At 70.7% G+C, this 26,754-nt stretch carries 27 protein-coding genes; 16 read left to right on the top strand and 11 right to left on the bottom strand.

The features are described from left to right. Positions 1-36 precede the first annotated feature (36 nt). Positions 37-1,701, bottom strand: a complete 1,665-nt coding sequence (locus tag OG385_RS17250) for a glycosyl hydrolase family 28-related protein (protein ID WP_266855534.1) — start codon at positions 1,699-1,701, stop codon at positions 37-39. A 185-nt stretch (positions 1,702-1,886) separates the two neighbouring features. Here OG385_RS17250 and OG385_RS17245 point away from each other — a divergent pair, with 185 nt between their 5' ends. The 3 genes from OG385_RS17245 to OG385_RS17235 all read left to right on the top strand — a co-directional run bounded on the left by OG385_RS17245 (position 1,887) and on the right by OG385_RS17235 (position 4,510). After that, complete coding sequence (locus OG385_RS17245; protein WP_266855533.1) at positions 1,887-2,342, top strand: MarR family winged helix-turn-helix transcriptional regulator; 456 nt, start codon at positions 1,887-1,889, stop codon at positions 2,340-2,342. Then, on the top strand, positions 2,339-3,838 hold the full coding sequence (locus OG385_RS17240) for an MFS transporter (RefSeq protein ID WP_266855532.1): 1,500 nt from the start codon (positions 2,339-2,341) through the stop codon (positions 3,836-3,838). Before OG385_RS17245 ends, OG385_RS17240 begins: the two co-directional genes overlap by 4 nt. Before the next feature lie 87 nt (positions 3,839-3,925). Then, complete coding sequence (locus tag OG385_RS17235) at positions 3,926-4,510, top strand: hydrolase (protein WP_266855531.1); 585 nt, start codon at positions 3,926-3,928, stop codon at positions 4,508-4,510. A 72-nt stretch (positions 4,511-4,582) separates the two neighbouring features. On the opposite strand, the gene OG385_RS17230 is transcribed toward OG385_RS17235, so the two are convergent. After that, positions 4,583-5,110: a YbjN domain-containing protein gene (locus OG385_RS17230; RefSeq protein WP_266855530.1), complete on the bottom strand. Its 528-nt coding sequence runs from the start codon at positions 5,108-5,110 to the stop codon at positions 4,583-4,585. After that, positions 5,103-6,452 carry a D-inositol-3-phosphate glycosyltransferase gene (gene mshA, locus OG385_RS17225; RefSeq protein WP_266855529.1) on the bottom strand — a complete coding sequence of 450 codons (1,350 nt, stop codon included), beginning with the start codon at positions 6,450-6,452 and terminating at the stop codon, positions 5,103-5,105. The genes OG385_RS17230 and mshA overlap by 8 nt, the downstream gene beginning before the upstream one ends. 332 nt (positions 6,453-6,784) lie before the next feature. Here mshA and OG385_RS17220 point away from each other — a divergent pair, with 332 nt between their 5' ends. The 3 genes from OG385_RS17220 to OG385_RS17210 all read left to right on the top strand — a co-directional run bounded on the left by OG385_RS17220 (position 6,785) and on the right by OG385_RS17210 (position 10,381). Beyond that, positions 6,785-7,513, top strand: a complete 729-nt coding sequence (locus OG385_RS17220) for a class I SAM-dependent methyltransferase (RefSeq protein ID WP_266860935.1) — start codon at positions 6,785-6,787, stop codon at positions 7,511-7,513. A gap of 158 nt (positions 7,514-7,671) precedes the next feature. Beyond that, positions 7,672-8,826, top strand: a complete 1,155-nt coding sequence (locus OG385_RS17215) for an NlpC/P60 family protein (protein WP_266855528.1) — start codon at positions 7,672-7,674, stop codon at positions 8,824-8,826. Positions 8,827-9,148: 322 nt separating this feature from the next. Continuing rightward, a complete protein-coding gene (locus OG385_RS17210) occupies positions 9,149-10,381 on the top strand; it encodes a PP2C family protein-serine/threonine phosphatase (RefSeq protein WP_266855527.1) in 1,233 nt (410 codons plus the stop codon). 48 nt (positions 10,382-10,429) lie between these two features. Here the strand turns inward: OG385_RS17210 and OG385_RS17205 are convergent, their stop codons facing one another. From OG385_RS17205 to OG385_RS17195, 3 genes are all read right to left on the bottom strand, one after another. Beyond that, positions 10,430-10,774, bottom strand: coding sequence for a DUF2516 family protein (locus tag OG385_RS17205; RefSeq protein ID WP_266855526.1), 345 nt, complete (start codon positions 10,772-10,774; stop codon positions 10,430-10,432). Positions 10,775-10,952: 178 nt separating this feature from the next. Continuing rightward, positions 10,953-11,720, bottom strand: a complete 768-nt coding sequence (locus OG385_RS17200) for a hypothetical protein (RefSeq protein ID WP_266855525.1) — start codon at positions 11,718-11,720, stop codon at positions 10,953-10,955. A gap of 19 nt (positions 11,721-11,739) precedes the next feature. Beyond that, positions 11,740-12,249: a helix-turn-helix domain-containing protein gene (locus OG385_RS17195; RefSeq protein ID WP_266855524.1), complete on the bottom strand. Its 510-nt coding sequence runs from the start codon at positions 12,247-12,249 to the stop codon at positions 11,740-11,742. 111 nt (positions 12,250-12,360) lie between these two features. Between OG385_RS17195 and OG385_RS17190 the strand changes: the two genes are divergently transcribed. Together OG385_RS17190 and OG385_RS17185 are read left to right on the top strand one after the other, a co-directional pair. Further along, entirely contained in the window at positions 12,361-12,882 is a 522-nt protein-coding gene (locus OG385_RS17190; protein WP_266855523.1) for an NUDIX hydrolase, read from the top strand. Between the two features lie 173 nt (positions 12,883-13,055). Next, positions 13,056-13,202: a hypothetical protein gene (locus tag OG385_RS17185; protein ID WP_266855522.1), complete on the top strand. Its 147-nt coding sequence runs from the start codon at positions 13,056-13,058 to the stop codon at positions 13,200-13,202. A 72-nt stretch (positions 13,203-13,274) separates the two neighbouring features. On the opposite strand, the gene OG385_RS17180 is transcribed toward OG385_RS17185, so the two are convergent. After that, positions 13,275-14,258 carry an alpha/beta fold hydrolase gene (locus tag OG385_RS17180; RefSeq protein ID WP_266855521.1) on the bottom strand — a complete coding sequence of 328 codons (984 nt, stop codon included), beginning with the start codon at positions 14,256-14,258 and terminating at the stop codon, positions 13,275-13,277. Positions 14,259-14,416: 158 nt separating this feature from the next. On the opposite strand from OG385_RS17180, the gene OG385_RS17175 reads away from it, so the two are divergent. From OG385_RS17175 to OG385_RS17160, 4 genes are all read left to right on the top strand, one after another. After that, on the top strand, positions 14,417-14,941 hold the full coding sequence (locus OG385_RS17175) for an ATP-binding protein (RefSeq protein WP_266855520.1): 525 nt from the start codon (positions 14,417-14,419) through the stop codon (positions 14,939-14,941). Positions 14,942-15,085: 144 nt separating this feature from the next. Further along, on the top strand, positions 15,086-16,165 hold the full coding sequence (locus OG385_RS17170) for a MerR family transcriptional regulator (protein WP_266855519.1): 1,080 nt from the start codon (positions 15,086-15,088) through the stop codon (positions 16,163-16,165). Positions 16,166-16,179: 14 nt separating this feature from the next. Continuing rightward, positions 16,180-16,431, top strand: coding sequence for a hypothetical protein (locus tag OG385_RS17165; RefSeq protein ID WP_266855518.1), 252 nt, complete (start codon positions 16,180-16,182; stop codon positions 16,429-16,431). Further along, positions 16,406-17,503, top strand: coding sequence for an ABC transporter substrate-binding protein (locus OG385_RS17160; RefSeq protein WP_266855517.1), 1,098 nt, complete (start codon positions 16,406-16,408; stop codon positions 17,501-17,503). The genes OG385_RS17165 and OG385_RS17160 overlap by 26 nt, the downstream gene beginning before the upstream one ends. A gap of 84 nt (positions 17,504-17,587) precedes the next feature. On the opposite strand, the gene OG385_RS17155 is transcribed toward OG385_RS17160, so the two are convergent. Continuing rightward, positions 17,588-18,796: an MFS transporter gene (locus OG385_RS17155; protein ID WP_266855516.1), complete on the bottom strand. Its 1,209-nt coding sequence runs from the start codon at positions 18,794-18,796 to the stop codon at positions 17,588-17,590. 101 nt (positions 18,797-18,897) lie between these two features. On the opposite strand from OG385_RS17155, the gene OG385_RS17150 reads away from it, so the two are divergent. From OG385_RS17150 to OG385_RS17135, 4 genes are all read left to right on the top strand, one after another. Then, positions 18,898-19,437: a helix-turn-helix domain-containing protein gene (locus tag OG385_RS17150; protein ID WP_266855515.1), complete on the top strand. Its 540-nt coding sequence runs from the start codon at positions 18,898-18,900 to the stop codon at positions 19,435-19,437. A 120-nt stretch (positions 19,438-19,557) separates the two neighbouring features. Beyond that, positions 19,558-20,511 carry an IS481 family transposase gene (locus OG385_RS17145; protein WP_266855514.1) on the top strand — a complete coding sequence of 318 codons (954 nt, stop codon included), beginning with the start codon at positions 19,558-19,560 and terminating at the stop codon, positions 20,509-20,511. A 160-nt stretch (positions 20,512-20,671) separates the two neighbouring features. Further along, positions 20,672-21,724 (top strand): ATP-binding cassette domain-containing protein, encoded by a 1,053-nt coding sequence (locus OG385_RS17140; protein WP_266855513.1) that lies wholly within the window; start codon positions 20,672-20,674, stop codon positions 21,722-21,724. Then, positions 21,721-22,482 carry an ABC transporter permease gene (locus OG385_RS17135; RefSeq protein WP_266855512.1) on the top strand — a complete coding sequence of 254 codons (762 nt, stop codon included), beginning with the start codon at positions 21,721-21,723 and terminating at the stop codon, positions 22,480-22,482. Before OG385_RS17140 ends, OG385_RS17135 begins: the two co-directional genes overlap by 4 nt. On the opposite strand, the gene OG385_RS17130 is transcribed toward OG385_RS17135, so the two are convergent. From OG385_RS17130 to OG385_RS17120, 3 genes are all read right to left on the bottom strand, one after another. Then, on the bottom strand, positions 22,466-25,819 hold the full coding sequence (locus OG385_RS17130; protein WP_266855511.1) for a BTAD domain-containing putative transcriptional regulator: 3,354 nt from the start codon (positions 25,817-25,819) through the stop codon (positions 22,466-22,468). The two genes, OG385_RS17135 and OG385_RS17130, sit on opposite strands and share 17 nt — an antisense overlap. 86 nt (positions 25,820-25,905) lie before the next feature. Next, on the bottom strand, positions 25,906-26,316 hold the full coding sequence (locus OG385_RS17125) for a VOC family protein (protein ID WP_266855510.1): 411 nt from the start codon (positions 26,314-26,316) through the stop codon (positions 25,906-25,908). Between the two features lie 10 nt (positions 26,317-26,326). Further along, the gene (locus OG385_RS17120) at positions 26,327-26,752 is read right to left on the bottom strand and encodes a helix-turn-helix transcriptional regulator (RefSeq protein ID WP_266855509.1); all 426 of its coding nucleotides are present in this window, start codon (positions 26,750-26,752) and stop codon (positions 26,327-26,329) included. Positions 26,753-26,754: the final 2 nt, after the last annotated feature.

The following is a 26,754-nucleotide window of genomic DNA, read 5'->3' as shown; positions in this document are numbered from 1 at the left end:
AGTGGGGACGCCCGGCCCCGGACGGGCGCGTGCGCGCTACGGGTTCAGCGCCCGCTGGGCGTCGTGCAGATTGGCCGGGTGTACGGATTCCGGCGCGCCGTAGGCCTCAAGACGCGTATGCAGATCGCCGGTGAAGTCGGGCACATCGATCTGGCCGAACGGCCTGACCGTGCTGATCCCGACGCTCGCGCTGTACGGGGCGAGGCCGTCGATCTTCATCAGGCCCTCGCGGCCGTTGGTGACCCGGATGTTCCAGTGGGTGAACCGGGCACCGAAGAGCGGACCCGCCGAGGCGTCCCCGCCGTGCTGGCCGTCGTTGTTGACGGTGATGTCGGTCCGCACATTGGCGAACGGCAGGCCCCGGTGCGAGTCGAAGGTGCCCATCTCCATCACCCCGCGCGACCAGACGTTGTGGCTGGAGAGCCCCTCGACGTTGATGCCGTGCAGCTGCGTGCCCGCCGGGGCGGGCACGGTGCGCTCGGCGATCGTGAACTCCTCGACGAGGTTGTCGTGCGAGCCCTCCCGGCAGAAGTACGGGTGGTGCGAGCCCCGGCCCTCGACGCGGGTACGGCGCAGGGTGGTCGCGGACGCGGCGACAAGCCCGAAGCCGTTGTCGACGTCACGTACGACGACGTCGTCGGCCCAGCAGTCGTACGCGCACTGGAACGCGACGCCGTTGTACCCCTTGTCGAGCAGATGCGGCGACTGCGGGGTGAGGACCGCCCGGAGGGTGAGCCCCTCCACGGCCGACCCGGTCAGCGGCGCGACATGCGTGGTGAGGCGGGGGTCCCACTCGGGGCGGATGTCGAGCGGGAGGGGTCGTTCCAGGGTGAGCGTGCGGCCGTGCACCGCCGTGATGCGCACCGGCCACTCGTACGGGACGTACGAGGTCAGCTTGGTCTTGTCGTCCCACTCGTACGCCTCGGGGCCCGGTCCGCCGCCCGACATGTGCTCCAGGAGCGTGTGCCCCGCGTCGTCCGCGAGCCGGAGCAGCACGAGGTCGCCGCGGCCGAGCTTCGCGGTGTCCGCGACGGTGACCGTGCGGTCGCCCTGCCGGGCCGGGGCGACGGTGGTGAGGGTGCGCCACTCGTCGCGCTTGTTGCCCGTCCAGCCCTCGAAGGGCCAGGCCGCGGCGGTGATGGCGGCCGTCAGGCTCGCGAACCGCGCCTCGGGGCAGAGCCAGATGAGCCCGCCCGCCCAGGACCACGAGGACTTGTTGCCGCCGTACCGGGAGCCGTAGGGACCGATCAGCTCGGTGAGGCTCTTCGTCGCGTACAGCGTGGTGCGGCCGCTGCCCGCGCCGCGCAGCACGACATTGCTGTGCCCGATGCGGATGAGGTCGTCGATACGGAAGGTGCCGGACGGGATGAGGACCGTGCCGCCGCCGCGTCGGCCGGCGGCGGCGATGGCACGGTTGATCGCGGGCGCCGAGTCGGCGGAGCCGTCGGGGACCGCGCCGTACTCGCGGACGTCGGCGACGACGGGGAGCCGGGGGAAGCGGCGCTCGCCCGTACGCCGGCCCGCTCCGCCGATGTACGGGATCTGCGGGTGGGTGTACGGGGTCCGGGTGAACTCCCGCCAGAGCGGGGTGGTGGACGGGGTCCGGCCACGCGGTGCGGCCGTGGATGTCCCGCCCGTCGCGATGACGGCCGCGACGGCCGTGGCGCTGCCGAGCAGTGCGCGTCTGCTGATGTTCCCCATGGTGCCCGCCTCTTTCATGGATGTTCATGTCTGTGAACAGAGTTCATGAGTGCGTCGATCCTGAGCATGCCACGGGAGCCAGGAGGCGGGGAAGAGGCGTGCGCGGAGTCGCCCAGAATCAAATCAACACCCCAAACTGCGCACCTCGGGTTGCACACCCTGGGGTGTCGTTCTACGGTGGCCGCATGACCGGAAACAGCGAGGACATCTCCGAACCGGCACGCCGGGCCGCGCGCGACGTGTGGGTGGTGACCAGCCGCGTACGCCGTCGGCTCATCGCCCTGGAGGGCGAGGGCGAGGGCGATCTGACATCGGCACAGGCATCGGTACTGATGCGGCTGGACAAGCAAGGACCGGCGTCGGCGAGCGATCTCGCCGTGACCGAGCGGGTGCGCCCGCAGTCGATCGCGAAGATCGTCGCCACGCTGGAACAGGGCGGCCTCGTGGAGCGGCACCCCGACCCCGACGACGGCCGCCGCCAGCTGATCACCCTGACCGAGCTGGGCCGCAAGCAGCGCTCGGGAGACCGGCGGGCGCGCGAGACCTGGCTCGCGCGGGCCCTTCAGGAGCAGGCGACACCGGAGCAACTGGAGGCAGTCATCGCGGCGATGGCCGTGCTGGACGACGTGGCACAGTCGTGACGACCATCGCCGAGCGGGTGCGCGGCCGGCGGGAGGCCGGTCCCGGCGGGTTCAACCGCAAGCTGGTCACACCGATGATCCTGGGTTCGATCCTGAACCCGATCAACTCGTCCATGCTGGCCGTGGCGCTGATCCCGATCGGGAAGGCGTTCGGTGCGGCACCGTCGCAGACGGCGTGGCTGGTATCGGCGCTGTATCTGGCAACGGCGATAGGCCAGCCGGTCATCGGCCGGCTCGTCGACTCCTACGGCGCGCGCCCTCTCTACCTGACCGGCACCGCGGTAGTCGGTCTCGCGGGGCTTCTCGGCGTGTTCGCTCCGAACCTCGGAGTGCTGATCGTCTCCCGGGTCCTGCTGGGATTCGGTACGTCGGCGGCGTACCCCGCTTCCATGTACCTGCTGCGGTCCGAATCGGCGCGCACCGGCATGAAGAGCCCGAGCGGCGTCCTGGCCGCACTGTCGCTCTCCAACCAGGTCATCGCGGTGATCGGCCCCACCCTGGGCGGTCTGCTGATCGGCGCGGGCGGCTGGCATCTGATCTTCGGCGTCAACGTGCCGCTCTCCGCGGCCTGTCTCGTCCTGGGAGCGCTGCGGCTGCCGCGGCGCGGGAAGCCGGAGCAGGGGGCACCGCCCGAGCCCGTCCAGCGGCTGGACGCCTGGGGCATGGGCCTCTTCGCGGGGACGCTCACCGCGTTCATGCTGTTCCTGATGAACCCCGGCCTCGCGCAGTGGTACCTGCTGGTGATCGCCGCCGCGGCGGGTACGGGGTTCGTCCGGCGGGAGCTGCGGTGCGCGGAGCCGTTCATCGACCTGCGGATCCTGCGGGGCAACGCGCCGCTGCTCGCCACCTACGGCCGCCAGTTGCTGGCCTACACCACGTCGTACGCCTTCCTCTACGGCTTCACCCAGTGGCTGGAGGAGGGCCGCTCCCTCAGCGCATCGGGTGCCGGGCTGCTCCTGCTGCCGATGTCGGCCGCCGCCGTCACCGTGACGGCCCTCACCGGTCGCAGGCCCGAAATCCGCGGCAAGCTGATGGCGGGCGCCGTGGTCCAGATCATCGCCTGCGCGGCACTGCTGCTGCTCGACACCTCCAGCCCCGTCTGGCTGCTGGCCCTCGTCGGCGCGGCCGTCGGCATCCCGCAGGGGCTGAATGGCCTGGCCAACCAGAACGCCCTCTATGCCCAGGCCGATCCGGCCCGCATGGGTTCGTCGGCCGGTCTCCTGCGCACCTTCATGTACGTCGGCGCGCTGCTGGCCTCCGCCGCCAACGCCGCCTTCTACCAGCACGGCGCCACCACGGGCGGACTTCACCACCTCAGCTGGCTCCTGCTGGCGGTCGCCGGGCTGTTCCTTGTCGTCACGGCGGCCGACCGCTCGCTGTCCCGCGTCGGGCACGGTGACGACAGCCACGCGGACAGCCACGCGGACAGCCATGCGGACAGCCACCAGAGCAAGGACAGCCAGGGCCAGGACAGCCAGGGCCAGGACAATCGCTAGCCCTTCATTCCCCGTTCCCTGTCCCACGTCCCCCGCCCCCTGTTCCCCTTCAACACCGCACGCTCGTCAAGAAAGCAGGCCCCACCCATGACCGTCACCACCCTTGACCCGAAGTCCGCCCTGGTCGTCATCGACCTGCAGAACGGGGTCATGGCAGTGCCCGGTGACCCCTACACCACCGGCGATGTCCTGGCCCGCACCGTGGACCTGGCCGGCGCCTTCCGCTCCCGCGGCCTTCCGGTCGTCCTGGTCCGCGTCACCTTCGCCGCCGACGGCTCCGACAGGACGCCCGGACGCACCGACACACCCAGCCCCGGCTACACCCCGCCGGCCGGCTGGGACCACGTCGTGGATGCCCTCACCGGCCACGACCAGGACATCACGGTCACCAAGCGGAACTGGTCGGCCTTCTACGGCACCGACCTCGATATGCAGCTGCGCCGCCGGGGCGTCACCCAGATCGTGCTGACCGGGGTCGCCACCAGCATCGGCGTGGAGTCCACCGCACGCGCCGCCCACGAGCACGGCTACCACGTCACCGTGGCCACCGACGCCGTCACCGACAGCGACGGGGCCGCCCACCGCAACAGCGTCGAGAAGATCTTCCCCCGGATCGCCGAGACCGGCACCAGCTCGGACATCCTCACGGTCCTGAACAGGACCCACTCCTGACGGTCCCGCCGGCCCGGCCGGGGCCGGTGTGCACGTCCGTCGCGGGGCGTTTCCCCGCGACGGGCGCGGACGTCAGCCCTCGGCTCCGTTCCCGCCCTCGGCCTCGCGGGTCAGATGCGTGAACGCGTCCAGGTTCCGGGTCGGCTCGCCCCGCGACACCCGCCACGCGTACTCCCGCTTGATCGCACTCGCGAAACCCAGCTCAAGCAGTGTGTTGAAGGGCCCGTCGGCCGCCTCAAGGACCGCCCCCAGCAGCCGGTCGATCTCATCCGGTGTGACCACGGACAGCGGCAGCTTCCCGGCGAGGTAGATGTCGCCGAGCGAGTCGATCGCGTAACTCACGCCGTACAGGCGGAGGTTGCGCTCCAGAAGCCACCGGTGCACCCCGGCGTCGTTCTCGTCGGGGTGCCGGATCACGAACGCGTTGACCGACAGCGAATGCTTCCCGACGATCAGCGAGCACGTGGTGGAGAGCTTCCGGGTGCCGGGGAGCTTCACCACGTAGGAGCCGGGCTCCGGGTTCTCCCACTCCAGCTCGGCGTCCTTGAACGCCTGCTCCAGGACCTCTCGTACGTCAGCCTCGCCAGCCTGATCAGCCATGGTGCGAGCGTACGCGACGGCGGTGTTCGTGCATCGCGGCCGTGTAGACGTCCGCGGTCGCCGACGCGGCCGTGTCCCAGCCGAACCGTCCGGCGTGGCGCGCGGCGGCCCCGCCCATCTCGTCCACCAGCTGCGGATTCTCGATGAAGCGGCGCAGCGCCACCGCGTACCGCGCCGGGTCGTGGCCGGGGATCAGGAACCCGGTCGTCCCTTCGCGTACGGCGACGGGCAGCCCGCCGACCTCGGCGGCCACCACCGGGGTGCCGGCCGCCTGGGCCTCGATGGCGACCAGACCGAAGGATTCGTTGTACGAGGGCATGACCAGCACGGACGCGGCCCGGAACCAGTCGGCGAGCTGGTCCTGGCCGACCGGCGGGTTGAACCGGACGATGTCCGAGATACCGAGGCGGGCGGCCAGCTTCTGCAGGCCCTCCGGCTTGGCGAGGCCGCTGCCGCTGGGGCCGCCGACCACCGGCACCACCATGCGCTTGCGCAGCGAGGGGTCCTGGTCGAGCAGGACGGCCACCGCGCGCAGCAGGACGTCGGGGGCCTTGAGCGGCTGTATGCGGCCGGCGAAGAGCGGTACGAAGGCGTCCTGCGGCAGCCCGAGGCGGGCCCGGGCTGCCGACCGCCCGTCGGCGGGGCGGAAGCGGTCGAGGTTCACGCCGGGGTGGACGACGGCGACCTTGCCGGGGTCGGCCTCGTAGTGGCGTACCAGCTCGTCGGCCTCCTCATCGGTGTTGGCGATGAGCCGGTCGGAGGCCCGCACGATCTGCGTCTCGCCGATGACCCGCGCGGCGGGTTCGGGCGTGTCACCGTCGGCCAGCGCGGCGTTCTTGACCTTCGCCATGGTGTGCATGGCGTGGACGAGCGGCGCACCCCAGCGCTCGGCGGCGAGCCAGCCGACGTGGCCGGAGAGCCAGTAGTGGGAGTGCACCAGGTCGTAGTAGCCCGGGCGGTGTCCGGCCCAGGCCTGCATCACACCGTGGGTGAAGGCACAGAGCTGGGCGGGCAGCTCCTCCTTGGCCAGGCCCTCGTAGGGACCGGCGTCGACATGGCGTACGAGCACGCCGGGCGCGAGATCCACCAGCGGCGGGAGGCCGCCCGCGGTGGCGCGGGTGAAGATCTCCACCTCGATGTTGATCGCGGCCAGCCGCTTCGCCAGCTCCACGATGTAGACGTTCATGCCGCCCGCGTCGCCGGTGCCCGGCTGGTGCAGGGGCGAGGTGTGCACGCTGAGCATGGCGACCCTGCGCGGCTTGCGGTGCCCGGCGAACTTCAGCCTGGGGGGCCGCGCGGGTCCCGTGATCCGGCCCCCGAGCCGGGACACGTACTGGCTCACGTGGACGGTCCTCTCCTCGCGCGTGCACGGTCGACTCCAGGGCAGGCGCACCCCGTCTGAGGTCTGGAACAGCGGGATACCCTGCCGCATTTCCGCTTTGCCGAATAATTACCTTGACACCCCTCACATACCCTCGGCGCATGGCCCGACCCTCCCCACGCCGCTCCGACGACGGCCGCTCTCCCGGTGACAGCTCTGCCGGCAGCCGGTCCGGAGTCCGTGCGGCGGGCGCCCGTCCGGCCAGCGCCCGTCCGGCCAGCGCCCGTCCGGCCAGTGCCCGTCCAGTGGGGGCCGTGACCCGCGGGACCACCAACCCCAACCGGCTGCGCCGCATGGACCGCTGGATCGCCGCCGTGCACGGGCCCGCCCTGCGGCGCTCGGCCGATCCCCTCGCGGTGGACCTCGGGTACGGGGCGGCCCCCTGGACCGCCGTGGAACTGCTCCAGCGGCTGCGTACCGCCGCGCCCGCGGCCGAGGTCGTCGGCATCGAGATCGAGCCGGCCAGGGTCGCGGCAGCGAAGCCGTACGAGCGGCCGGGGCTGTCCTTCCGGCACGGCGGCTTCGAAGTGCCGCTGGACGGCCGCAGCCCCTCGCTGATCCGGGCGGCCAATGTGCTGCGGCAATACGACGAGGAGCAGGTCGCCGCCGTCTGGCAGCGGCTGTGCGCGCGGCTCGCACCGGACGGGCTGCTGGTCGAGGGCACCTGTGACGAGATCGGGCGGCGGCATGTGTGGGTCGCGCTCGGGCCGGGCGGGCCGCGCACGGTGACGTTCGCGACCCGGCTCGGCTCGCTGCACCAGCCGTCCGATCTGGCGGAGCGGCTGCCGAAGGCGCTGATCCACCGGAACGTCCCCGGCGAGCCGGTGCACGCCTTTCTGCGCGACTTCGACCGCGCCTGGGCCGCGGCGGCCCCGTACGCCTCGCTCGGCGCCCGGCAGCGGTGGATCACCGCCGTGCGCTCCCTCGCGGCCGACTGGCCGCTGGCCGACGACGTCCGCAGGTGGCGCCAGGGTGAAATCACCGTGAACTGGGCGGCGCTGGCCCCGCTTCCGGGAACTTGAACCCGGGTCCGTTCGTCGGACCGGGCAGGGAGTGACGCGGGGCACGGGTGGGGCCGGGGAGTTGTTGTACGCCTCTGTCGCATTCGCGCAGGGCATGGCACTATCGCGCCAGCGCCACCTAAGTTACTGACGGTAAATCAGCTCTGGAGGGGGAGCTCGTGAACCGACGCCGCTGTGTCGCCGCCGCGATCACGCTGGTCTGCGCGGTGACCGTACTGACCGCGCCGACTGCCGCGTACGCCGATCCCAGGCCATCGCACTCCGGGTCTCCGGACTCCGGATCCGGCGGGTCCGGGTCCGGCGGCGGGTCCGGTTCCGGCGGCGGCTCCGACTCTTCGAGCTCCGGTTCTTCGAGCTCCGGTTCTTCGAGTTCCGGTACCGACCGTCTCGAAGCCGTCCGTCAGAAGATCGACGACCTCTACCGCCAGGCCGGGTCCGCCACGGACGCGTACAACCTGGCCAAGGAGCAGTCCGAGAAGCAGTCGTCCGAGATCGTGAAACTGGCCCAGAGCATCGTGAAGGGCCAGTCGAAGATCACCGCGCTGAAGAAGCAGGCGGGCGCCGAGGCCCGTGCCCAGTACCGGGACAGCGGCCTGCCGCCCGCGGCGCAGCTGATGCTCAGCGGCGACCCGGACAGCTTCCTCGACGGCGCCGACCGGCTGCGCTCGGGGCAGCAGGCGCAGAAGAACCTGCTGGCCGAAATGGACCAGACCCAGAAGGACTTGACGGCGTACACCCAGGACGCCAGCGACCAGTGGCAGAAGCTGGAGTCCAACCGCAAGAAGCAGGCCAAGAAGAAGAAGGACATCCAGCAGAAGATCGAGGCGGCCAAGAAGCTCGAATCGAGCCTGGCCAAGAAGGAACGCGAACGGCTCAAGAAGCTTGAGGAGGAGCAGGAGTTCAAGGCCCAGACGGCCTGGCTCAGCTCGGGCATCCTGAAGGAGATCAACAACCGGGCGAGCACCGAGGGCAAGAAGGCCGTCAAGTTCGCCACGGACCAGATCGGCAAGCCGTACGTGTGGGGCGCGGCGGGGCCGAAATCGTTCGACTGCTCCGGGCTGACCTCCCAGGCGTGGGCGGCGGCCGGGGACCCCATCCCGCGCACCTCGCAGGAGCAGTGGAAGCAGCTGCCGCACGTCCAGGTGAAGGACATGCGCCCCGGGGACCTCATCATCTACTTCTCGGACGCGACCCATGTCGGGATGTACATCGGGGACGGGGCGATGGTGAACGCGCCGCGGCCCGGCAGGAACGTCACGATCGGCGGTGCGGGCTCGATGCCGATCCTCGGCGTGGTCCGGCCCGACAAGTAACCTCCCGCCCTTCCCCGCCGCTCGTCGTACCGTCGCATCCCCCGCCCTTCCCCGCCGTGTCCGCCGCCCTTCCCGGCTGCCCCCCCCCCTTCCCGCTGTCCGTGGCGTGCGTCACCCCCGGCCGGCCGGGCAGACGAGTGACGTTCGTCATGGGTCGGCACCCCGTCAAACCGCCGGATGCGGGCCTGGAGAGGGCATATGACCCCGGTGGTTTCTCCGGCGCCATTCCGCTGTGGCCCCGCCAACCGCTAAGGTCCCCGTCTGGTGGTGCGTCGACTGGCGCTCCACCGTGCCCTCGGGGGGAGGGAAGGAAACCGAAGCGATGGAGAACGGTCAGACCGTTCTGCCCCACCAGACCAGGGGACCGGACTCCACCGGCAGCACCGACCTGACGCTGCTGGTGATCGAGAACGATCCAGCGGGCACTTTCACGGTCCCGGAGCTGCTCGACGCCTCCGGGACGCGGGTACGCGTCCGTACCGCGCGGAACCTCACCGAGGCCGAGCGGCTGCTCACGGACGACGTGCACTGCATCCTGCTCGACCTGGCACTGCCTGGAGCGGACGCGGACGACGAGCTGTCCGTACTCCGCCATGTCCTGAAGCTCGCGCCGGGCCACGCCGTGCTGGCGCTGGCCACGTCGGGCCATGTGGAGAGCGCGGCGGACGCGGTACGGGTCGGGGCGCAGGACTACCTGCTCCGCGAGGAGCTGGACGGCAGGCTGCTGAACCGTGCCGTCCGGTACGCGGTGGAGCGCAAGCGCGCCGACATCGCGCACTACAAGCTGGCCGAGTCCCGGCTGCGCGCCCAGGAGAACGCCCGCCTGGAGCGCGGCCTGCTCCCGACGCCGCTCCTGGAGGGCTCGGATCTGCGCTTCGCCGCGCGATACCGGCCGGGCCGCTCGCGCGCGCTGCTCGGGGGCGACTTCTACGACGTGGTGCGGACGCCTGACGGGACCGTTCACGCGATGATCGGCGACGTCTGCGGGCACGGCCCCGACGAGGCCGCGCTGGGGGTCGAACTGCGCATCGCCTGGCGGGCGTTGACGTTCGCCGGACTGTGCGGGGACCAGCTGCTCTCCACGCTCCAGCAGGTGCTGGAGCACGAGCGGGAGAGCGAGGAGCTGTTCGCCACGCTCTGCACGGTCGACATCGCCCCGGACGGCCGCCGCGCCGGACTCTGCCTGGCGGGCCATCCCGCCCCGCTGGTCTCCCGCGACGGCGGGACCGCGCAGCTCCTCCCGCACGAGGACGGCGGCCCGGCGCTCGGTCTGCTCCCGCAGGCCCGCTGGCCCCGCCGCCAGGTCGAACTCGGCGGCGCCTGGAATCTGTTGATGTACACGGACGGCCTGATCGAGGGCCGGGTCGGCCAGGGGACGCAGCGGCTCGGCCAGGAGGGCATGGTCGAGATGATCGACCGGCAGCTGACGGCGGGGCTGAGCGGCGAGAGTCTGCTGGAGGCGGCGGTGGCAGAGGTCCGCGACCTGAACGGCGGCGAGCTGACCGACGACGTGGCGGTGCTGCTGCTGGAGCGCCGACGGGGTGCGAGCCGGTAGGACGGATCGGCACACCTACGGCCGGGGTGGGGACAAGCCGGGTAGGGGCTACCGCCCGCCGTTGTACGGCCCGTACGGTCCGTCGCTGCTGGAGCCGCCGCTTCTGCGGCCGCGGCCACCGCCCGAGATCTGCCGGACCGCGGGACGCACGTCCACCATGTAGACGATCGTCGCGACCAGCCCGATGACGGGCAGGAACGACAGGATCGGGAACAGCCAGTTCACCACGAACGCGATGGCCAGGATGATCAGCCAGAACGGCTTCGTCTGCTTGCTCGCAGCGCGGTACGCGTCCTCCCGGCGGATCACCGCGTCCACCAGCGCGAAGCCGCTGAAGAGGATCAGCGCCAGACTCAACAGCGACATCAACCCTGCGAAACCCTGCATCAACACTGCACACCACCGCCTGTTCGACCGGCCATCAACACGGCCAAGCTACCGGGAGAACGAGCCGGGCACCCAGGAGGTGCCCGGCTCGGCCTGATCCGTCCGAATCCGTCGCGAATCAGTCTGAATCCGTCCGAAGCGAACGGACGTCGTCCTGCTTCCCGAGGTCCTACTTCCCGAGGTCCTACTTCCCGGCCGGCGGCGTGTTCTTCTTCGCCGTCGTGCTGCGGGGCGCGGCGCTCTTCCTGGCCGCGGCGGGCTTGGCCTCGGCCTTCACCTCGGACTTCGGGGAAGCCGCGGGCGAAGAGGCGGGCGCGGCCGCGGACGGCTTGGCTGCGGTCCGGGGCTGAGCGATCCGCGACTCGGCCCTGGCCGACTCGGTCCTGGCTCCCGGCTTCGGCGCGGCCTTGGTCTCGGTCCTGGGCTTGGAAGCGGTCGTCGAGCCGGACGTCCTGGCCTTGCCGGACGCCTTGGCCCCCGGCTTCGGCCTGGCCGGCGCATCCGGCTCGACGACGGCGCCGAACACGACGATGTCATCGGCGGCCTCGCCCCGCCACTGCCGTACGGACTGCTCACCGCGCTCGGCGACCTTCTCGTACGTCTCACGGGCCCGGACCGCGTACTCCGCGGCCACGCCCACACTCCGCAGCGCCAGGTCCTGCGCGGTCTCGCCCAGCTTCTTCAGATCGGTGTCGAACGACCCGATCACCTCATTGACCTTCGCGGTGACGGTGGCCTGGGCCTCCTTGGCCTGCGTGGTCACGCGGTCCTGGACGTCCTTGGGGTCCGTGTTGCGCACCGCGTCGATACGCGCGGGCGCCTCGGCCTGGAACTTCTCCAGCAGCGCGGGCACCTTCTTGGCCTGCTGCACGGCGAGGTCGGCCGTGCCGGCCGCGAAGTAGAGGGGGGTCGGGTCGGTGAGGGTCTTACGCAGGTCATCGGTGATGGCCATGACTGTGGTTCCTCCCGGATCAGTTCTGTTCGTGGTCGTCGCGTACTTCGCGTACTTCACGTACTTCTTCATGCACTTCGTGTTGCTGCACTTCGTGTTCTGCGTGCGCTGCGCGCTGTGGCGGCTGCGCGGCATCACTGCCGTCCGCCCGGCCGGCGTCCGCCGTGCGGGGCGCATCCGGTTCGAGCCCGTTCTCCTTGCGGAAGGACTCGTAGATCTGGAGCAGCACCTGCTTCTGGCGCTCGGATATGGAGGGGTCGGCCAGAATGACGGCGCGCGTCTCCAGCTCGTCCCGCTCCCGCTCATCAAGGATCCCGGCCTGGACGTACAGGGTCTCCGCGGAGATCCGCAGCGCCTTCGCCAGCTGCTGGAGAATGTCCGCGCTGGGCTTGCGCAGGCCGCGCTCGATCTGACTCAGATACGGATTCGACACCCCGGCCGCGTCAGCAAGCTGGCGCAGGGAGAGCTGCGCGGTGCGCCGCTGCTCGCGCAGGTACTCACCGAGATTGCCGACGTTGAGTGATGCCATAGGGCCATGCTGCACTCATCTTGCTAACTTTTGCAAGCAGGCGCTTGCAAAAGTGTGTCATGCCACTCCTGCCCCGGGCTGAGCCCGAGCACGCCAGTGGGCTCTGCCAGGGTGTGCGTCGTGGACGAACCGGACGAACTGGTGGAGCGTGTCGACGATCAAGATCGTGTGCTGGGAGTGGTGGTCAGCCGCCGGCAGGCCACCCGGGAGGGCTGGCTGCACCGGGTCGCCGTGACGGTGTGCCGTGATGAGCGCGGGCGGATCCTCGTTCACCGGCGGTCGGAGCAGCTGTCGCGCTTCCCCGGGCTCTACGAGGTCGAGGTCGGTGGCGCCGTGGATGTCGGTGAGTCCTATGAACAGGCCGCCGCGCGGGAGCTGGCCGAAGAGCTGGGCCTCCGTGTGCTGCCGCGCTTGCTGTTCACGTTCCTCAACCGCAGCGGTCTGAGCCCTCACTGGCTCGGCGTGCACGAAGCCGTGGTGCCCGACACCGTGGCCGCCGATCCTGATGAGGTCGCCTGGCATGGCTGGCTGACCGAGCCGGAGCTGCGGTCGGCCCTGCTGGAGTGGCGCTTCACCCCCGACAGCCACGAAGCCTTCAGCCGGTATCTCGCGTTCCGGACCGCGCAGTCCTGACATCGCCCGCTTCCCGGGCTGGGCAGCGCTTCAAGAAAGGCCAGGTGGGGGGTGGGAGGCCAGCTGTCCCGTCCCGAAGGACCTGACACCGTCTCATATGACCTGGTCTGATTCGCCGTTGATCTCAGTTGATCTGGTTCGTCATCCTGATCACTGCACTACTCTGCCGAGCCATGAACGCGGACCGCTGGTTGGCAGACACCCGGACCTCCTACGACACCGTCGAGGCCCAGATGCTGATCGAGCCCGACGAGAGCGTTCCAGGTGCGGTCCTCTTCGCACGCCGTCAGTCCACAGCCGAGCCGGACCGGACCAGTTGAGACAGCACCCGGCATTCGTGCTCGGGCCCACGGGCTACGGGAACCTGTCCAGGCTCCCGTTCCCGGAGAGCCTCAGGCGGGCAGCGAGGCGAGCCAGTCGGTCAGGAGCCGGTTGATCTCGGCGGGGCGCTCCTGCTGGATCCAGTGGCCGCAGTCGTCGAGGATCCGGGAGGAGACCAGGCCGGGCAGGGTGGTGGAGTACGCCTTGATCGCATCGGCCATCCACATGGTGGAGGCGTCCTGGCCGCCACCGATGAACAGGGACGGCTGGGTGATGGGGGCGCCGTCGAAGTCGGCGAGGTCCTCCCAGTCCCGGTCCATGTTCCGGTAGCGGTTGAGCGCCCCGCTCATGCCGGTCCGCTCGAACTCCCCGGCGTAGACGTCCAGGTCGCTCTCGCCGAGCCAGCCGGGCAGCCGACCGGTGGGGAAGCGGTCGCGCATCCTGCCGCCCTTGCTGACGAAGTGCGGGTCGGGCGCGTCGGGCCCGGGCGCGGTGTCGGGGGACAGCGCGGCGTAGAGGCCCGCGAGCCAGCCGCGCACGTCGGTCTCGATCTCGGCCTCGGCCCGGCCGGGCTCCTGGAAGTAGGAGACGTAGAACTCGTCGTCCCCACCCAACCGCCCGAAGACCTCACTGGGCCGGGGCCCGCCGCGCGGCGCGTAGGGAACACTGAGCATCCCCACCGCGCGGAAGACGTCCGGCCTGACCAGGGCGGAGTTGGCGGCGATGGGCGACCCCCAGTCGTGGCCGACGACCACCGCGGACTGCTCGCCCAGGGCGTGCACCACGGCGGCGTTGTCCTCCACCAGCTCCAGCATCCGGTACGCCCCGGGGTCGCCGGGCTTGGAGGAACGGCCGTAGCCGCGGACATCGATCGCGGCCACGCGGTACCCGGCCGCGGCCAGGGCCGGCAGCTGGTGGCGCCAGGAGTACCAGGATTCCGGGAAACCGTGCACGAGCAACACCAGCGGCCCTGCGCCCTGCTCCACCACGTGGATCCGGCCTGCGGGCGTGGAGACCAGCCGGTGCGTGACGTCCGTGGCGGCCTGCTGCGACATGAATCCTCCAAGGTTCTCGATCTGCCCTGCGCCAAGATCGATACCCCATCATGCGAGCAACGGCGCGGACGTGGCGAGTCTCGTTGCCGGTTTGGCAATACGGTTCTGTGACGTGGCCGTAGCCCGCCCGCGGCCGGCCCACCCTTAGCGTTGGGCGCATGATCGTATGGCTCAACGGCACCCACGGCGCAGGCAAGACGACCACCAGTGCGCTCGTGCAGCAACTGATTCCGGATTCCCGGGTGTTCGACGCCGAGAAGGTCGGCGAGACACTCATGGACATCACACCGGGGCTGCCCTGGACGGGCAACTTCCAGCACTGGCCGCCCTGGCGGCCTCTCGTGGTCGAGACCGCGCGCCACGTACTCGACTACACCGGCGGCACTCTGGTGATGCCCATGACGGTCCTGGTCGAGCAGTACTGGCGCGAGATCAGCACGGGTCTCGCCCAACACGCCATTCCAGTACGGCACTTCGTGCTCCACGCCGACCAGGACACCCTCCGCGGGCGCATCGCGGACGACACTGTTCTCGGCCCCAACTCCCCGTTCCGTCTCCAATACCTTGAGCCGTACGCAGAGGCGGCCCGCACCTGGCTGCACGCCGAGGCCGAGGTCGTCGACACCACGCACCTCACGGCCGCCCAGGCCGCCCAGCGGATCGCGGAGGCCGTCAAGGGCTGATCCGAACGAACCGAGGGTGCCCCGGAACTCGTCAGCCGGCGGACGAACGGTTCCGGGTGGCCGGGTGGCCGTTGACCTTCACCTTGGGGGAGGCCACAGCATCGGTGGGGCCGGGCGATGTGCTCGGCACGAGGAGGAGCGAGCATGGGGTTTCTGACCATCGGGACGTTCGCGAAGGCGTCCCGCCTGTCGCCGAAGGCGCTGCGTCTCTACGACGAGCTCGGCCTGCTGACCCCCGCTCGCGTCGACCCGGTGACCGGCTATCGGCTCTACGCACCGGAACAGGTGGATCAGGCCCGGCTGGTCGCCTGGCTCCGGCGGCTGGGAATGCCTCTGGCCCGCATCCAGCACATCTGCACGCTGGAGGCAGGCCCGGCGGCCCAGGAGGTCCGGGCGTTCTGGGCCCAGGCCGAAGCCGACACCGCCACACGGCGGGACCTGGCCACCTTCCTCATCGACCATCTGACCTGGAAGGACCCAGTCATGTCTCCGACCGCGAAGCCCCTGGGAATCCGATACGCCGCCCTTTCCGATACCGGCCTCGTCCGCGAGAGCAACCAGGACACCGCCTACGCCGGGCCCCGCCTGCTGGCCGTCGCCGACGGCTGCGGCAGCCAGGGAGCTCCCGCCAGCGCAGCCGCCGTCGACGCGCTCAAGCACCTCGAAACCGACAGCATCCCGGCGGGCAGTCTGCTCAACGTCCTAGAAGACGCGATCGAACAGGCCGGACGGGCCGTGCGCGGCGTGGCCGGGACCGGTTCCTCCTCCGGACAGGCCGGGACCACACTCACCGCGATGCTCTGGACCGGATCACAGCTCGCCCTCGTCCACATCGGCGACTCCCGCGTCTACCTCCTGCGCGACGGAGAGCTGTTCCAGATCACCCACGACCACACCATGGTCCAGTCGATGGTCGACGAAGGCCGCCTCAGCCCGGAAGAAGCCGCCTCCCACCCCCAGCGGTCACTGCTGATACGCGCTCTGGGCCAGGGAGCCGACGGCACCCCCGACATGCGCCTGCACGACGTCCAGCGGGGGGACCGGTACCTGCTCTGCTCCGACGGCCTGTCGACCGTCGTGCCGGCCGAAGAGATCCACCGGGTGATCTCCGGGACCGGGGCGCCCGAGCAGACAGTCCGCGAACTCATCGCCCTCGCCAACGGCTCCGGCGGCCCCGACAACGTGAGCTGCGTGGTCGCCGACGTCAGGGAACTCCAGCAGTAGGAGCCAACGGATCCGTGCAGTCGAGTGTGATCGCGCTCAACTTCATCTGCAAGGTCATGCCGCCTCCGGACAGTCGATGGGCTTCTGATGCGCGGTCCAAAAGGCAGCAGCCTACGGTTGATCGGGACACTGACCGCATCGTCACTCAGGAGACACCAGCGCATGAATACGCCACCATCGCCGTCGTCGCCGTCGCCGTCGCCGTCGCCGTCGCCGTCTTCGTCGTCATCGCCGTTGCCAATGTCGCCCGAAGCAGGGCGGGCTGACGGGTCATCGGTCCGGATCGGCGCTCTCGTTCCGCTGACTCGGCCTGGCTGGGTCGAGGCAGGCCGGCACTTGCTCGCCGGGCTCCAGCTGGCCGTTGGCGAAGTCAATGACGCCGGCGGGATCCTCGGAAGGCCACTGGAGCTGGTGGTCCGGGACACCGCTGCTGATCCGCAGAGGGCCGCGGCGGCCGTGGATGAATTGGCCCGGCTGGGCGTGGTTGCCGTGGCCGGGGAGTACCACAGCGTCGTCGCTCGCGCCGCTGCCGCCAGGGCGGACGCCCTCGGTCTGCCGTTCCTCTGCTCGTCAGCGGTGCTCGACGCGCTCACCGAAGAGCCAACGCAATGGGTCGCGCGCCTCGCCCCCGCGCAGTCGCACGGCTGGCAGATCTACGCGGACTTCCTCCTCGGCGCGGGCCACACTCGCATCGCCATAGCAGCCGAGCCGAGTGTCTACTGGGCGTCCGGAGCCCGCATTCTGCGGGACTACCTCGCTCCGCGCGGCGGCACCGTCACCGAACTCGACGCGCGCGCGCTCGCCCCCGCGGCCCTGTGCGACGCGCTCGTCGACCAGCGTGCGACGGCCCTCCTTCTTCTGGTCGGCCACCCCGACCCGGCCGTGCCGATCGTCAAGTCGGTCCGCCGCGACCAGCGCCTCGCCGAGATCATGATCGGTGCTCCGGCCGGGCAGCCGGAGTTCGCCGAATGGGCGGCGTTGCTGGGCGACGACGGCGCCGCGATTCCGTTCCTGCGCTACCTGCCCGAGCGCCTCGGCCCACTCGGTGTGCGGGTCGGGACGGCCCTCCGCGAGGGACTGGGCGAAGCGCCGTCCTTCGTCGCCTTCGAGGGCTACGACACGGTCACCGTCCTCGCCGATGTGCTGCGCTCGCACGGCGCGGACCGGGCACGCACCGCCGAAGCCTGGCCGGGCGTCGCGGTCGAAGGCACCCGCGGGCCGATCCAGTTCTCCCGTACGCCCGGCATCAGCGTGTGGCAATGGGCTTGGACGCCGGTCCAGGTCGTTGACCGGGATCCGGCGGAACCCGGTCGCTTCCGGGTCCTTCACACCGGCTGAGCGAGCGCGGAGGTCCGATCGCGGGTGGGGGCGCGGACGCGGTGGGTTCCGGACGGGGTGACGGTTCCGGTGACGGTGACGGGGTCATGGTCCTGCGAACTCCTCCGGGACCGGGGTGGTGAGGGGGGAAGCAGTGGCGTGCCGTGCGAGCGCCCACACAGCCAGCGCGGCGACGGCGTAGACAGCGCCGAGCACGCAGGACGCCCACCACCCCGCAGAGGTGTACGCCCAGGTCGTGGTGGTGGCGCCGAGGGCGGAGCCGAGTGAGTAGAAGGCCATGTAGGCGCCGATGACGCTGCTGGAGCGTTCGGGATGCGCGGCGGTGAGGAGGTGCTGGTTGCTCACATGCACGGCCTGGACCGCGAAGTCGAGCAGTACGACGCCCATGACGAGCAGCCACAGAGTCGGTGTCGTCCGTGTGGTGAGCATCCAGGACGCGGCCAGCAGCGCCAGCGACCAGCCGGTGACGGTCCGGGCGTGCCCCGCGTCGGCCCAGACGCCCGCCCGCGAGGCGGCCACCGCGCCGATGAGGCCGGCAAGGCCGAACAGCCCGATGGCTGACGTACCGAGATGCCATGGTGCGGCCCCCAACGGCAGCGCCAGCCCGCTCCACAGGGTGCCGAAGGACGCGAACAGGAAGAACGCGATCAGTCCCCGGCTGAGGAAGAGCCGGTCGGTGACGACGAGGCGTACCGGGGTGGCGAGGACGTCCCGGTAGCGGGCACGCACAGGCCGGACGTCGGGGTGCAGGGTCAGGTGCGCGATCAGGGCGAGGGCGATGCAGAGCACGGCGAGTACGGCGTAGACGGCCCGCCAGCCGACGCTGTCTCCCAGCACGCCCGCGAGCACACGGACGACGAGAATCCCGAGCACCACCCCCGAGGTGACCGTGCCGATGTTGCGGCCGCGCTCGCCTGCCGGCGAGGTGGCCGCGACGTAGGCGACCGTGATCTGCACCACCACCGCGAACAGGCCCGCCACCGCCAGACCGGCCCCGGCGATCACCCCGCTGGGCGCGAGAGACGTGATCGTCGCACCTGCGCCGGCGAGGATCAGATGCCCGACGATCAGCTTGCGCCGGTCGAGGACATCCCCGAGGGGAACCAGCAGCACGAGCCCGGCGAAGTACCCGAGTTGGCCGATCGCGACCAGCCATCCCAGCGTCGACTCAGCCAGCCCGAGGTCGCTGCCCGCACCCTCCAGCACCGGCTGGATCGCGTAGATCGTGGACACCGCCACCGCGCACACCGACGCCAGCACCAGACGTTGACCGCTTGTGATCGTCGACGACATCCCTGCCCACCCCCATTGACCCATCGATTGGTTGCGATCTGAAACCGTTTGGAGCGTAGGGCATAATGGTTTTGATCTGCAACTCATTCCGGAGGAGTCCGATGATGGACGCGGTGCCGACCGACCAGAAGGGGACCGACCTCAAACGGACCGACCCGAAGTGGACCGACCCGAAGTGGACCGACCAGAAGTGGACCGACCAGAAGTGGACCGACCCGGCGTGCCCGGTCGCGCGCGCGGTCGATCTCGTCGGCGACCGGTGGAGCCTGCTGATCGTCCGTGACGCGATGGATGGCGCGGCGTCGTTCACCGATTTTCTGGGCCGCCTCGGCGTCGCCCGCAACATCCTCAGCGACCGGCTCCGGAAGCTCACCGCGCACGGCATCCTCGCCACGAGCACTCCCCCCGGAGCCAAGCGCCACACGTACCAACTCACGGACGCCGGACGCGAGTTGTTCACGATCATCGCCGCGCTCAGGCAGTGGGGAGAACGCCACGCCTTCGCCCCCGGCGAGGACCACTCCGTCCTGACCGACCGCGACGGACGGGAAGTGCCGCGCTTCCACGTGCTGGACCGGAGCGGCCGGCCCGTCACGGCAACGACGTCACACGTACGCAAGGTCGGCGAACAACGCCCCTAGGTGTTCTGTCCGAGGAGGTTGTGGACGGGTGAGCGAGATCTCGGCTAAGGGATCTTGAAGGGGGAGGGCCTTCCGGGTTCGGTGTGGATTGCGACGTCTACACCAGCCCGAAAGGCCCTCATGCCTCACCGTAATGCACCTCTGACCGAGACCGGACGTCTGCGGGTGGCCCGCTGCGTGGTCGATGACGGATGGCCTCTGCGCCGGGCAGCGGAGCGTTTCCAGGTCTCGCCGACCACCGCCCAGCGATGGGCCGGGCGTTACCGCCAACTCGGCGAGGCCGGGCTGAGTGACCGTTCCAGCCGCCCTCACCGCAGCCCCCGGCGCACTCCGACCCGGACCGAACGCCGGGTCATCAAAGTCCGCCTCTCACGAAGGTGGGGACCGGCCCGCATCGCGCACCTGCTGGGCCTGGTGCCCTCGACCGTGCACCGGATACTGGTCCGTTTCGGCCTGGCCCGGCTCGCCCATCTGGACCGGGCCACCGGCCGCGTCATACGCCGCTACGAACGCGACCGGCCCGGCGAACTCGTACACGTCGACATCAAGAAGCTCGGCAACATCCCCAACGGCGGCGGCCACAAGACCCTCGGACGCCCGGCCGGCCGCAAGACCCGCTCCGGCACCGGATACAGCTACATCCACACCGCCGTCGACGACCACTCCCGCCTCGCCTACAGCGAGATCCTCACCGACGAGAAGAAAGAGACCGCCACCGGGTTCTGGCAGCGGGCACACGCCTACTTCGCCTCGTGCGGGATCACCGTCGAACGCGTCCTGACCGACAACGGCGCCTGCTACAAGTCCCACCTCTGGCACGAGACCCTGACGGCAGCCGGGATCGCCCACAAGCGAACCCGGCCCTACCGGCCACAGACCAACGGCAAGGTCGAACGCCTCAACCGCACCCTCCTCGACGAGTGGGCCTACGCAAAGCCCTACCAGTCAGAACAAGAACGACGCGACGCCTACCCCGCCTGGCTACACACCTACAATCACCACCGCGGACACACCGCGCTCAAGGGCAAACCACCCGCCACCCGCGTCCCCAACCTCACAGGGCAATACACCTAGGGCTGTCGTCAAAGTGCCGCCTCGGACCGGCAGGACCAGCGAGGACCAGCGGTCCTCAGGTACCGCGTACCGCCCATGTCAGCGAGGGATGTCAGCGGTGTCAGCGGGCGTGTCAGCGGCGTGACAGGCCGGTGACAGCCCCGGTGGGGACCGTAGAGGCATGAAAACTTCGGCGATTGCGGTTTCAGGCCTGCGGAAGGCATACGGCGACAAAGTCGTGCTCGACGGCATCGACTTCGATGTCGCCGCCGGATCGGTCTTCTCCATGCTCGGCCCGAACGGGGCGGGCAAGACAACAACGGTGAACGTCCTGACGACGTTGATGAAAGCCGACGCCGGGACGGTGCGCATCGCCGGGCACGACGTGGCGACCGCGACCAGGGACGTACGCCCGCTCATCGGCGTCACCGGTCAGTTCGCGGCGGTGGACGAGCTGCTGACCGGCCGGGAGAACCTGCAGCTGATGGCGGATCTGAAGCGCGTGCGCTCCGGCGACCGGGTGGTCACGCGGCTCCTTGAACGGTTCGATCTGGTGGAGTCGGCGCAGAAGATGGTGTCGACGTACTCCGGCGGTATGCGCCGGAAGCTGGACCTGGCGATGACGCTGGTCGGCAGCCCGCAGATCATCTTCCTGGACGAGCCGACGACGGGTCTCGACCCGCGCAGCAGGCGCACGATGTGGGGCATCGTCCGCGAGCTGGTGGCCGACGGCACCACCATCTTCCTCACCACCCAGTACCTGGAGGAGGCCGACCAGCTCGCCGACCGGATCGCGGTGCTCAACAACGGTCACCTGGTCGCCCAGGGCACCCCCGAGGAGCTCAAGCGCCAGATCCCCGGCACCCATGTCCGGCTCCGGTTCGCCGGCCTGCACGAACTCGACGCGGCCGCACGGGTCCTGGCCGGGTCCACGCGGGACGACGAGGAACTGACCCTGCGGGTGGCCGGCGACGGTACGTCGAGGTCGCTGCGGGCGCTCCTCGACCGGCTCGACGAGCACGCACTCGACGCCGCGGAATTCTCCGTACACACACCGGACCTCGACGACGTCTTTCTCGCCCTGACCGAGCACACGAGCACGAGCACGGACGCGAACGCGAACGCGAACACCGACACCAGCACCAGCACCAGCACCAGCACCAGCACCAGCACCAGCACCAGCACCAGCACCGACACCAACACCGCCGCGACTACTGAGGAGATGGCCCAGTGAGTACTGTTCCGATGCCGTTGGCCGATTCGGCGATCATGTTGCGCCGCAACCTGAAGCACAACCTGCGGAACCCGACCACGGTGTTCAACGCGGTCCTGTTCCCGATCGTGATGATGCTCATGTTCGTCAAGGTGTTCGGCGGCGCGTTCGACGTCGGCGTCGACTACATCGACTACGCGACGCCGGGGCTGCTCGTCATGGCCATCAGTTACGGGCTCGGGGCCACCTCGACAGCCGTGAACTCCGACATGACGACGGGCGTCATCAACCGGTTCAAGGTCATGGACGTCTCCCGCGGTGCCGTGCTGACCGGGCACGTCATCGTCACCGCAGTGCGCTGCCTGGTCGCCTGCGCGGCCATCATCGGGGTGGCCTTCGCGATGGGGTTCGCCCCGGACGCGAGCGCCCTCGACTGGCTCGGCGTGATCGGTCTCATCGTGCTGCTCAGCTTCGCGGCCGGCTGGCTCACCGTCGCCCTGGGGCTGGCCGCGAAGACCGCGGAGTCGGCGGGTCTCGCCGCCGTACCGCTGATCATGCTGCCGTTCCTGAGCAGCGCGTTCGTACCCGCCGACTCGATGGGGGCAGGCGTGCGGCAGTTCGCCGAGTACCAGCCCTTCACGCCGATCATCGAGACGCTGCGCGGTCTCCTCGCGGGCCACCCGTCGGGCGGCGACGCGATCGCGGCCCTCGCCTGGTGCGTCGGATTCCTCGTCCTCGGATACGTGTGGGCGGTCTCCACGTTCAAGAAGCGAGCGTGACCTCGACCAGCTGGGACCAGTCGGACCGCGTCCCCTCCAGAGCCGCCTCGGCGAACCGCGCGTCGCCGAGGCGGCTCCGCGCGGCCTGCTCGATCCGGGCCACGTCCGGGTGAGAGCGGTACGGAAGCCCGCGTACGTCCGCGCTCGCCGCGAGCAGCCGCGCCGCCTGCTCGGGCTCGTCGCGGCGCAGCGCCAGGTCCGCGGCCCCGACGAGCACATGCGCGATCAGCGGTACGTGTCCCGCCTCGGCCGCCGCCTCGCAGGCCGCCGCGCGGTGCGCCCGGGCCTCGCCGAGGTCGTCGGCGAGGTAGCCGAGCAGGTCGTGCGCCACCGCGCGATGGTGTGCATGTCGCGCCTCCTCACCCAACTCCGCTGTGGCGAAGTCAAGTTGCCGGCGCGCTTCCTCGGCATCGCCGCTCCACCGGGCGAGTTCCGCCTTCGCGAGGGCCAGCTCGGCCAGCGCGTCCGGCCAGGTGACCCGCTCCGCGCACCGCTCCGCCTCGGCGATGGCGGCCGCGCAGGCGCCCTCGTCGCCGAGCAGCCAGTACAGCTGCGCCTGCCGGGACCGCATCCGGATGACGTCCTCGGTGGCGCCGACCTCGGTGACGACCGCGATCGCCTGCTCGTAGTACGCGCACGCGTCGGCGAACTCGCCGCGCACGGCCATCCGGTCCGCCAGCTCGGTCTGGGCGAACGAGATCCCGAACCGCTCGCCGAGCGCCCGGAACTCGGCGAGCGCCATCTCCAGGTAGGTGTCTGCGTCTCGACCTCCCTGACCGGCCATGATCCGCATCTTGCCCAGGTGCAGCCGGGCCAGCGCGCGCACCCAGGGATCCTCGTCGTCGAGCAGCGGCTCGAACGCCGTCAGGAACGCGCCGGGCTCCTGCAACATCCGTTCCAGCGCGTCGACGAGCCCCAGCAGCGGGTAGCGGCGGCTGTGTCCGCCGCTCCGGCTGTACCGGTACGCCTGGTGGATCCACTCCGCGGCCTGGTGTTCGTCGCCCCGCCCGGAGCTCACGAACAGCACGACCAGCGCGTACACCATGGCCCGGACGTCGTCCGTCACCTCGCCCGGCGTCCTGATGGCCGCTGTGATCAGCTCGATGCCCTCGGTCCTGCGCCCGCCGAGCCACCAGTACCAGCCCGCGCCGGCCGCGAGCCGCATCGCCGCCTGCGCCTCGCCCGCCGCGAGTGCGCCGCGCATCGCCGCAACGATGTTGTCGTGCTCGGCTTCGAGCGTGGCCAGCCAGTCCAGTTGCTCGGCGCGGCGCAGGTGCGGCTCCGCGGTCTCGGTGAGCTCGGTGAAGCAGGCCAGGTGCGCGTGGCGCGCCAGGTCCGACTCCCCCGCCTCGGCGAGCCGGTGCCCGGCGTACTCCTTGATCGTGCCGATCATGCGGTAGCGCGGGGCGCTGTCGCCGTCGGCGAGCAGCAGCGACTTCTCGGTCAGCGCGGTGAGCAGTTCGAGCACCTGCCCCTGCTCGACGACGTCCCCTGCGGCGTTCCTCGCGGCGTTCCTCGCGGTGTCCCTCGCGGTGTCCCCCGCGGTGTCTGTCGCGCCGCCCCCCGCGGCGTCTGTCGCGGTGTCCCCCGCGCAGACCCGTTCGGCCGCTTCCAGGCTCGCGCCGCCGACGAACACCGAGAGCCTGCGCAGGACCGCACGCTCGGCGTCGGTGAGCAGTTCCCAGCTCCAGTCGACCGCCGCGCGCAGCGTACGGTGGCGCGGCAGCGCGGTACGGCTTCCGCTGGTCAGCAGCCGGAACCGGTCGTCGAGCCGGTTGGCGAGCTGGTCGACCGACATGGTGCGCAAGCCGGCCGCGGCCAGTTCGATCGCCAGCGGCATCCCGTCCAGCGCCCGGCAGATGCGCACCATCGTCGCCAGCGTGCGGTCGTCGGCCACCAGGTCCCGGCGCACCGCCCCGGCCCGGTTCCGCAGCAGTTGAACGGCGGGTGAGGACTCGATCTCCCGCGGGCCCGCGTCCCTCCCCGGCAGGGCCAGCGGCTCGATCTGCCAGAGCGCCTCCCCGGTGATGCCGAGCGGTTCCCGGCTCGTCGCCAGGATCCGCAGCCGCCGGCACTCCCCGAGCACCCGGTGGGCGAACACCGCCGCGGACTCGATCACATGCTCGCAGTTGTCCAGGATCAGCAGCATCTCCCGCCCGCGGATCGCGGCGATGAGCCGGTCCGTCAGCTCGGCGTTCGGGGGCCCGCCGAGCAGGGCGTCCCGCAGGCCCAGTCCGGCGAGCGTCGCCTGCGCCACTTCGCCGTCCGCGCCGATGGCGGCGAGCTCCACCAGCCAGGCCCCGTCCGGCAGTTCGCCCAGCAGGGTGCGCGCGGCCTCGGTGGCCAGCCTGGTCTTGCCCGAGCCGCCCGGTCCGATCACGGTGGTGAGCCGGTGCTCGGCGATGAGCTCGCGGACCGCTGCGACATCGGCGCCCCTGCCGACGAAGGTGGTCAGCTCGGCGCGCAGGTTGGTCCTACGGCTCGCTTCCCCCCGGCCAAGCTCTCCCGGCCCCTGTTCTCCGCCGCCCGGTTCTCCGCGGCCCGCCTCTCCCGGCCCCGGTTCTCCCCGGCCGGCCTCGGCGCGCCCCGGCACGCCCCGACTCAACTCGCCCCGCAGCAGGGCGACATGCAGCGCGGCCAGCTCGGGCGAGGGGCCGACACCCAGCGCGTCGTCCAGGGCCTCCCTCGCACGCTGGTACGCCAGCAGCGCCTCACTGTCACGGCCGACCGCGGCGAGGGCGCGCATCAGCGCGGCGACGAACCGCTCCCGCAGCGGGTGCGCGGCCACCAGGTCGGTCAGCTCCGCGACCACCTCCGCACCGCGCCCGATGGCGACCTCCGCCTCGAACCTCTCCTCGGCGGCGGTCAGGCGCAACCCGTCGAGCCGGACGACCACGGCGTCGAACGCGTCGCTGTCCCGCAGACCGATGTCCTGCATGGCGTCACCGCGCCACAGCTCAAGGGCCTCACGCAGCAGCCGCACCCGCCGGGAAACGTCCTCGGTGCGGGCTGCCCGGCCCGCGATGACGAGACGTTCGAACCGTACGGCGTCGACGGTGTCGGGCTCCACCGCCAGCCGGTAGCCGTCCGTATGCCCTTCGATCACCCCGTACGGCAGCGCCTTCCGCAGCCGGGACACCAAGCGGTGCAGGGCGTTCGTCGCGTCGGCGGGCGGGCGCTCCCCCCAGATCCAGTCGACGAGCGACGCCTTCGGGACCGCCCGGCCCGGCTTGAGGGCGAGGGCGATCAGCACTGCGCGCAACCGCGCGCCCGGCACGTCGACCAAGGCGCCGTCGTCCGTGCGAACCTCGAATGGACCCAGCATCCTGATCTGCACCCGCTGAGTCTGCCATGGGCGCCTGCCATCGGCCGCTGGCAGGCGCCCAGTTGCTGCTGAGGGGCTGCTGCCAGGCTTCGGCGCGGCTACGCCTTCGGCGTCTGGGAGATCCGCACCATGTTGCCGGAGGGGTCACGGAACGCGCAGTCGCGCGGGCCCCAGGGCTGCTCGATGGGCTCCTGGAGCACCTCGGCACCGGACTCCAGCATCTTCTCGAAGGTCGCGTCGAGATCGTCGGAGCGGAAGCCGATGTTCGGCAGGACGCCCTTGGTGAGGAGTTCCTGCAGGGTGTCGCCGTCGGCCTGGGACCGGCCGGCGTGCGGCTCCGAGATCACGATCTCCAGGCCGGGCTGGGTGGCGCTGCCGAGGGTGACCCAGCGGAAGCCGCCCGACGCGACATCGTTGCGCACCTCCAGGCCGAGCGCGTCACGGTAGAAGGTGAGGGACTCGTCGACGTCGTTGACGGTGATGTGGCAGTACTGGAGCGCGATGGTCATGGGACCAACGCTAGGCGGCCGCCGCTGGGCCCGCTTCTCGAATCCTGACCGGGCGGGTGCGTACCTTCGCCACGCACGGGGGCATCGCCGTGACGGCGCCGTGCTCGCGGGCGCGGTACGCGGTCGGCGACTCCCCCACGAGTTCGCTGAACCGCGAGCTGAACGAGCCGAGCGACGTACAGCCGACCTCCATGCACGCGTCGGTCACACTCGTACCGCCGCGCAGCAGCGCCATCGCCCGCTCGATGCGGCGGGTCATGAGGTAGCTGTACGGCGTCTCGCCGTAGGCCGCCCGGAACTGCCGCGAGAAGTGTCCTGGCGACATGAGCGCGTGCCGGGCCATCGCCGGGACGTCGAGCGGACGCGCGTACTCCCGGTCGATCAGATCCCGTGCCCGGCGCAGCTGCGCGAGGTTCTCAAGATCACGCGGTTTCATGG

Source organism: Streptomyces sp. NBC_01306 (genome assembly GCF_026340465.1).
Lineage (GTDB): Bacteria > Actinomycetota > Actinomycetes > Streptomycetales > Streptomycetaceae > Streptomyces.
Note: the sequence above shows the minus strand (reverse complement) of the source record. Positions and strands in the feature narration are given on the sequence as shown.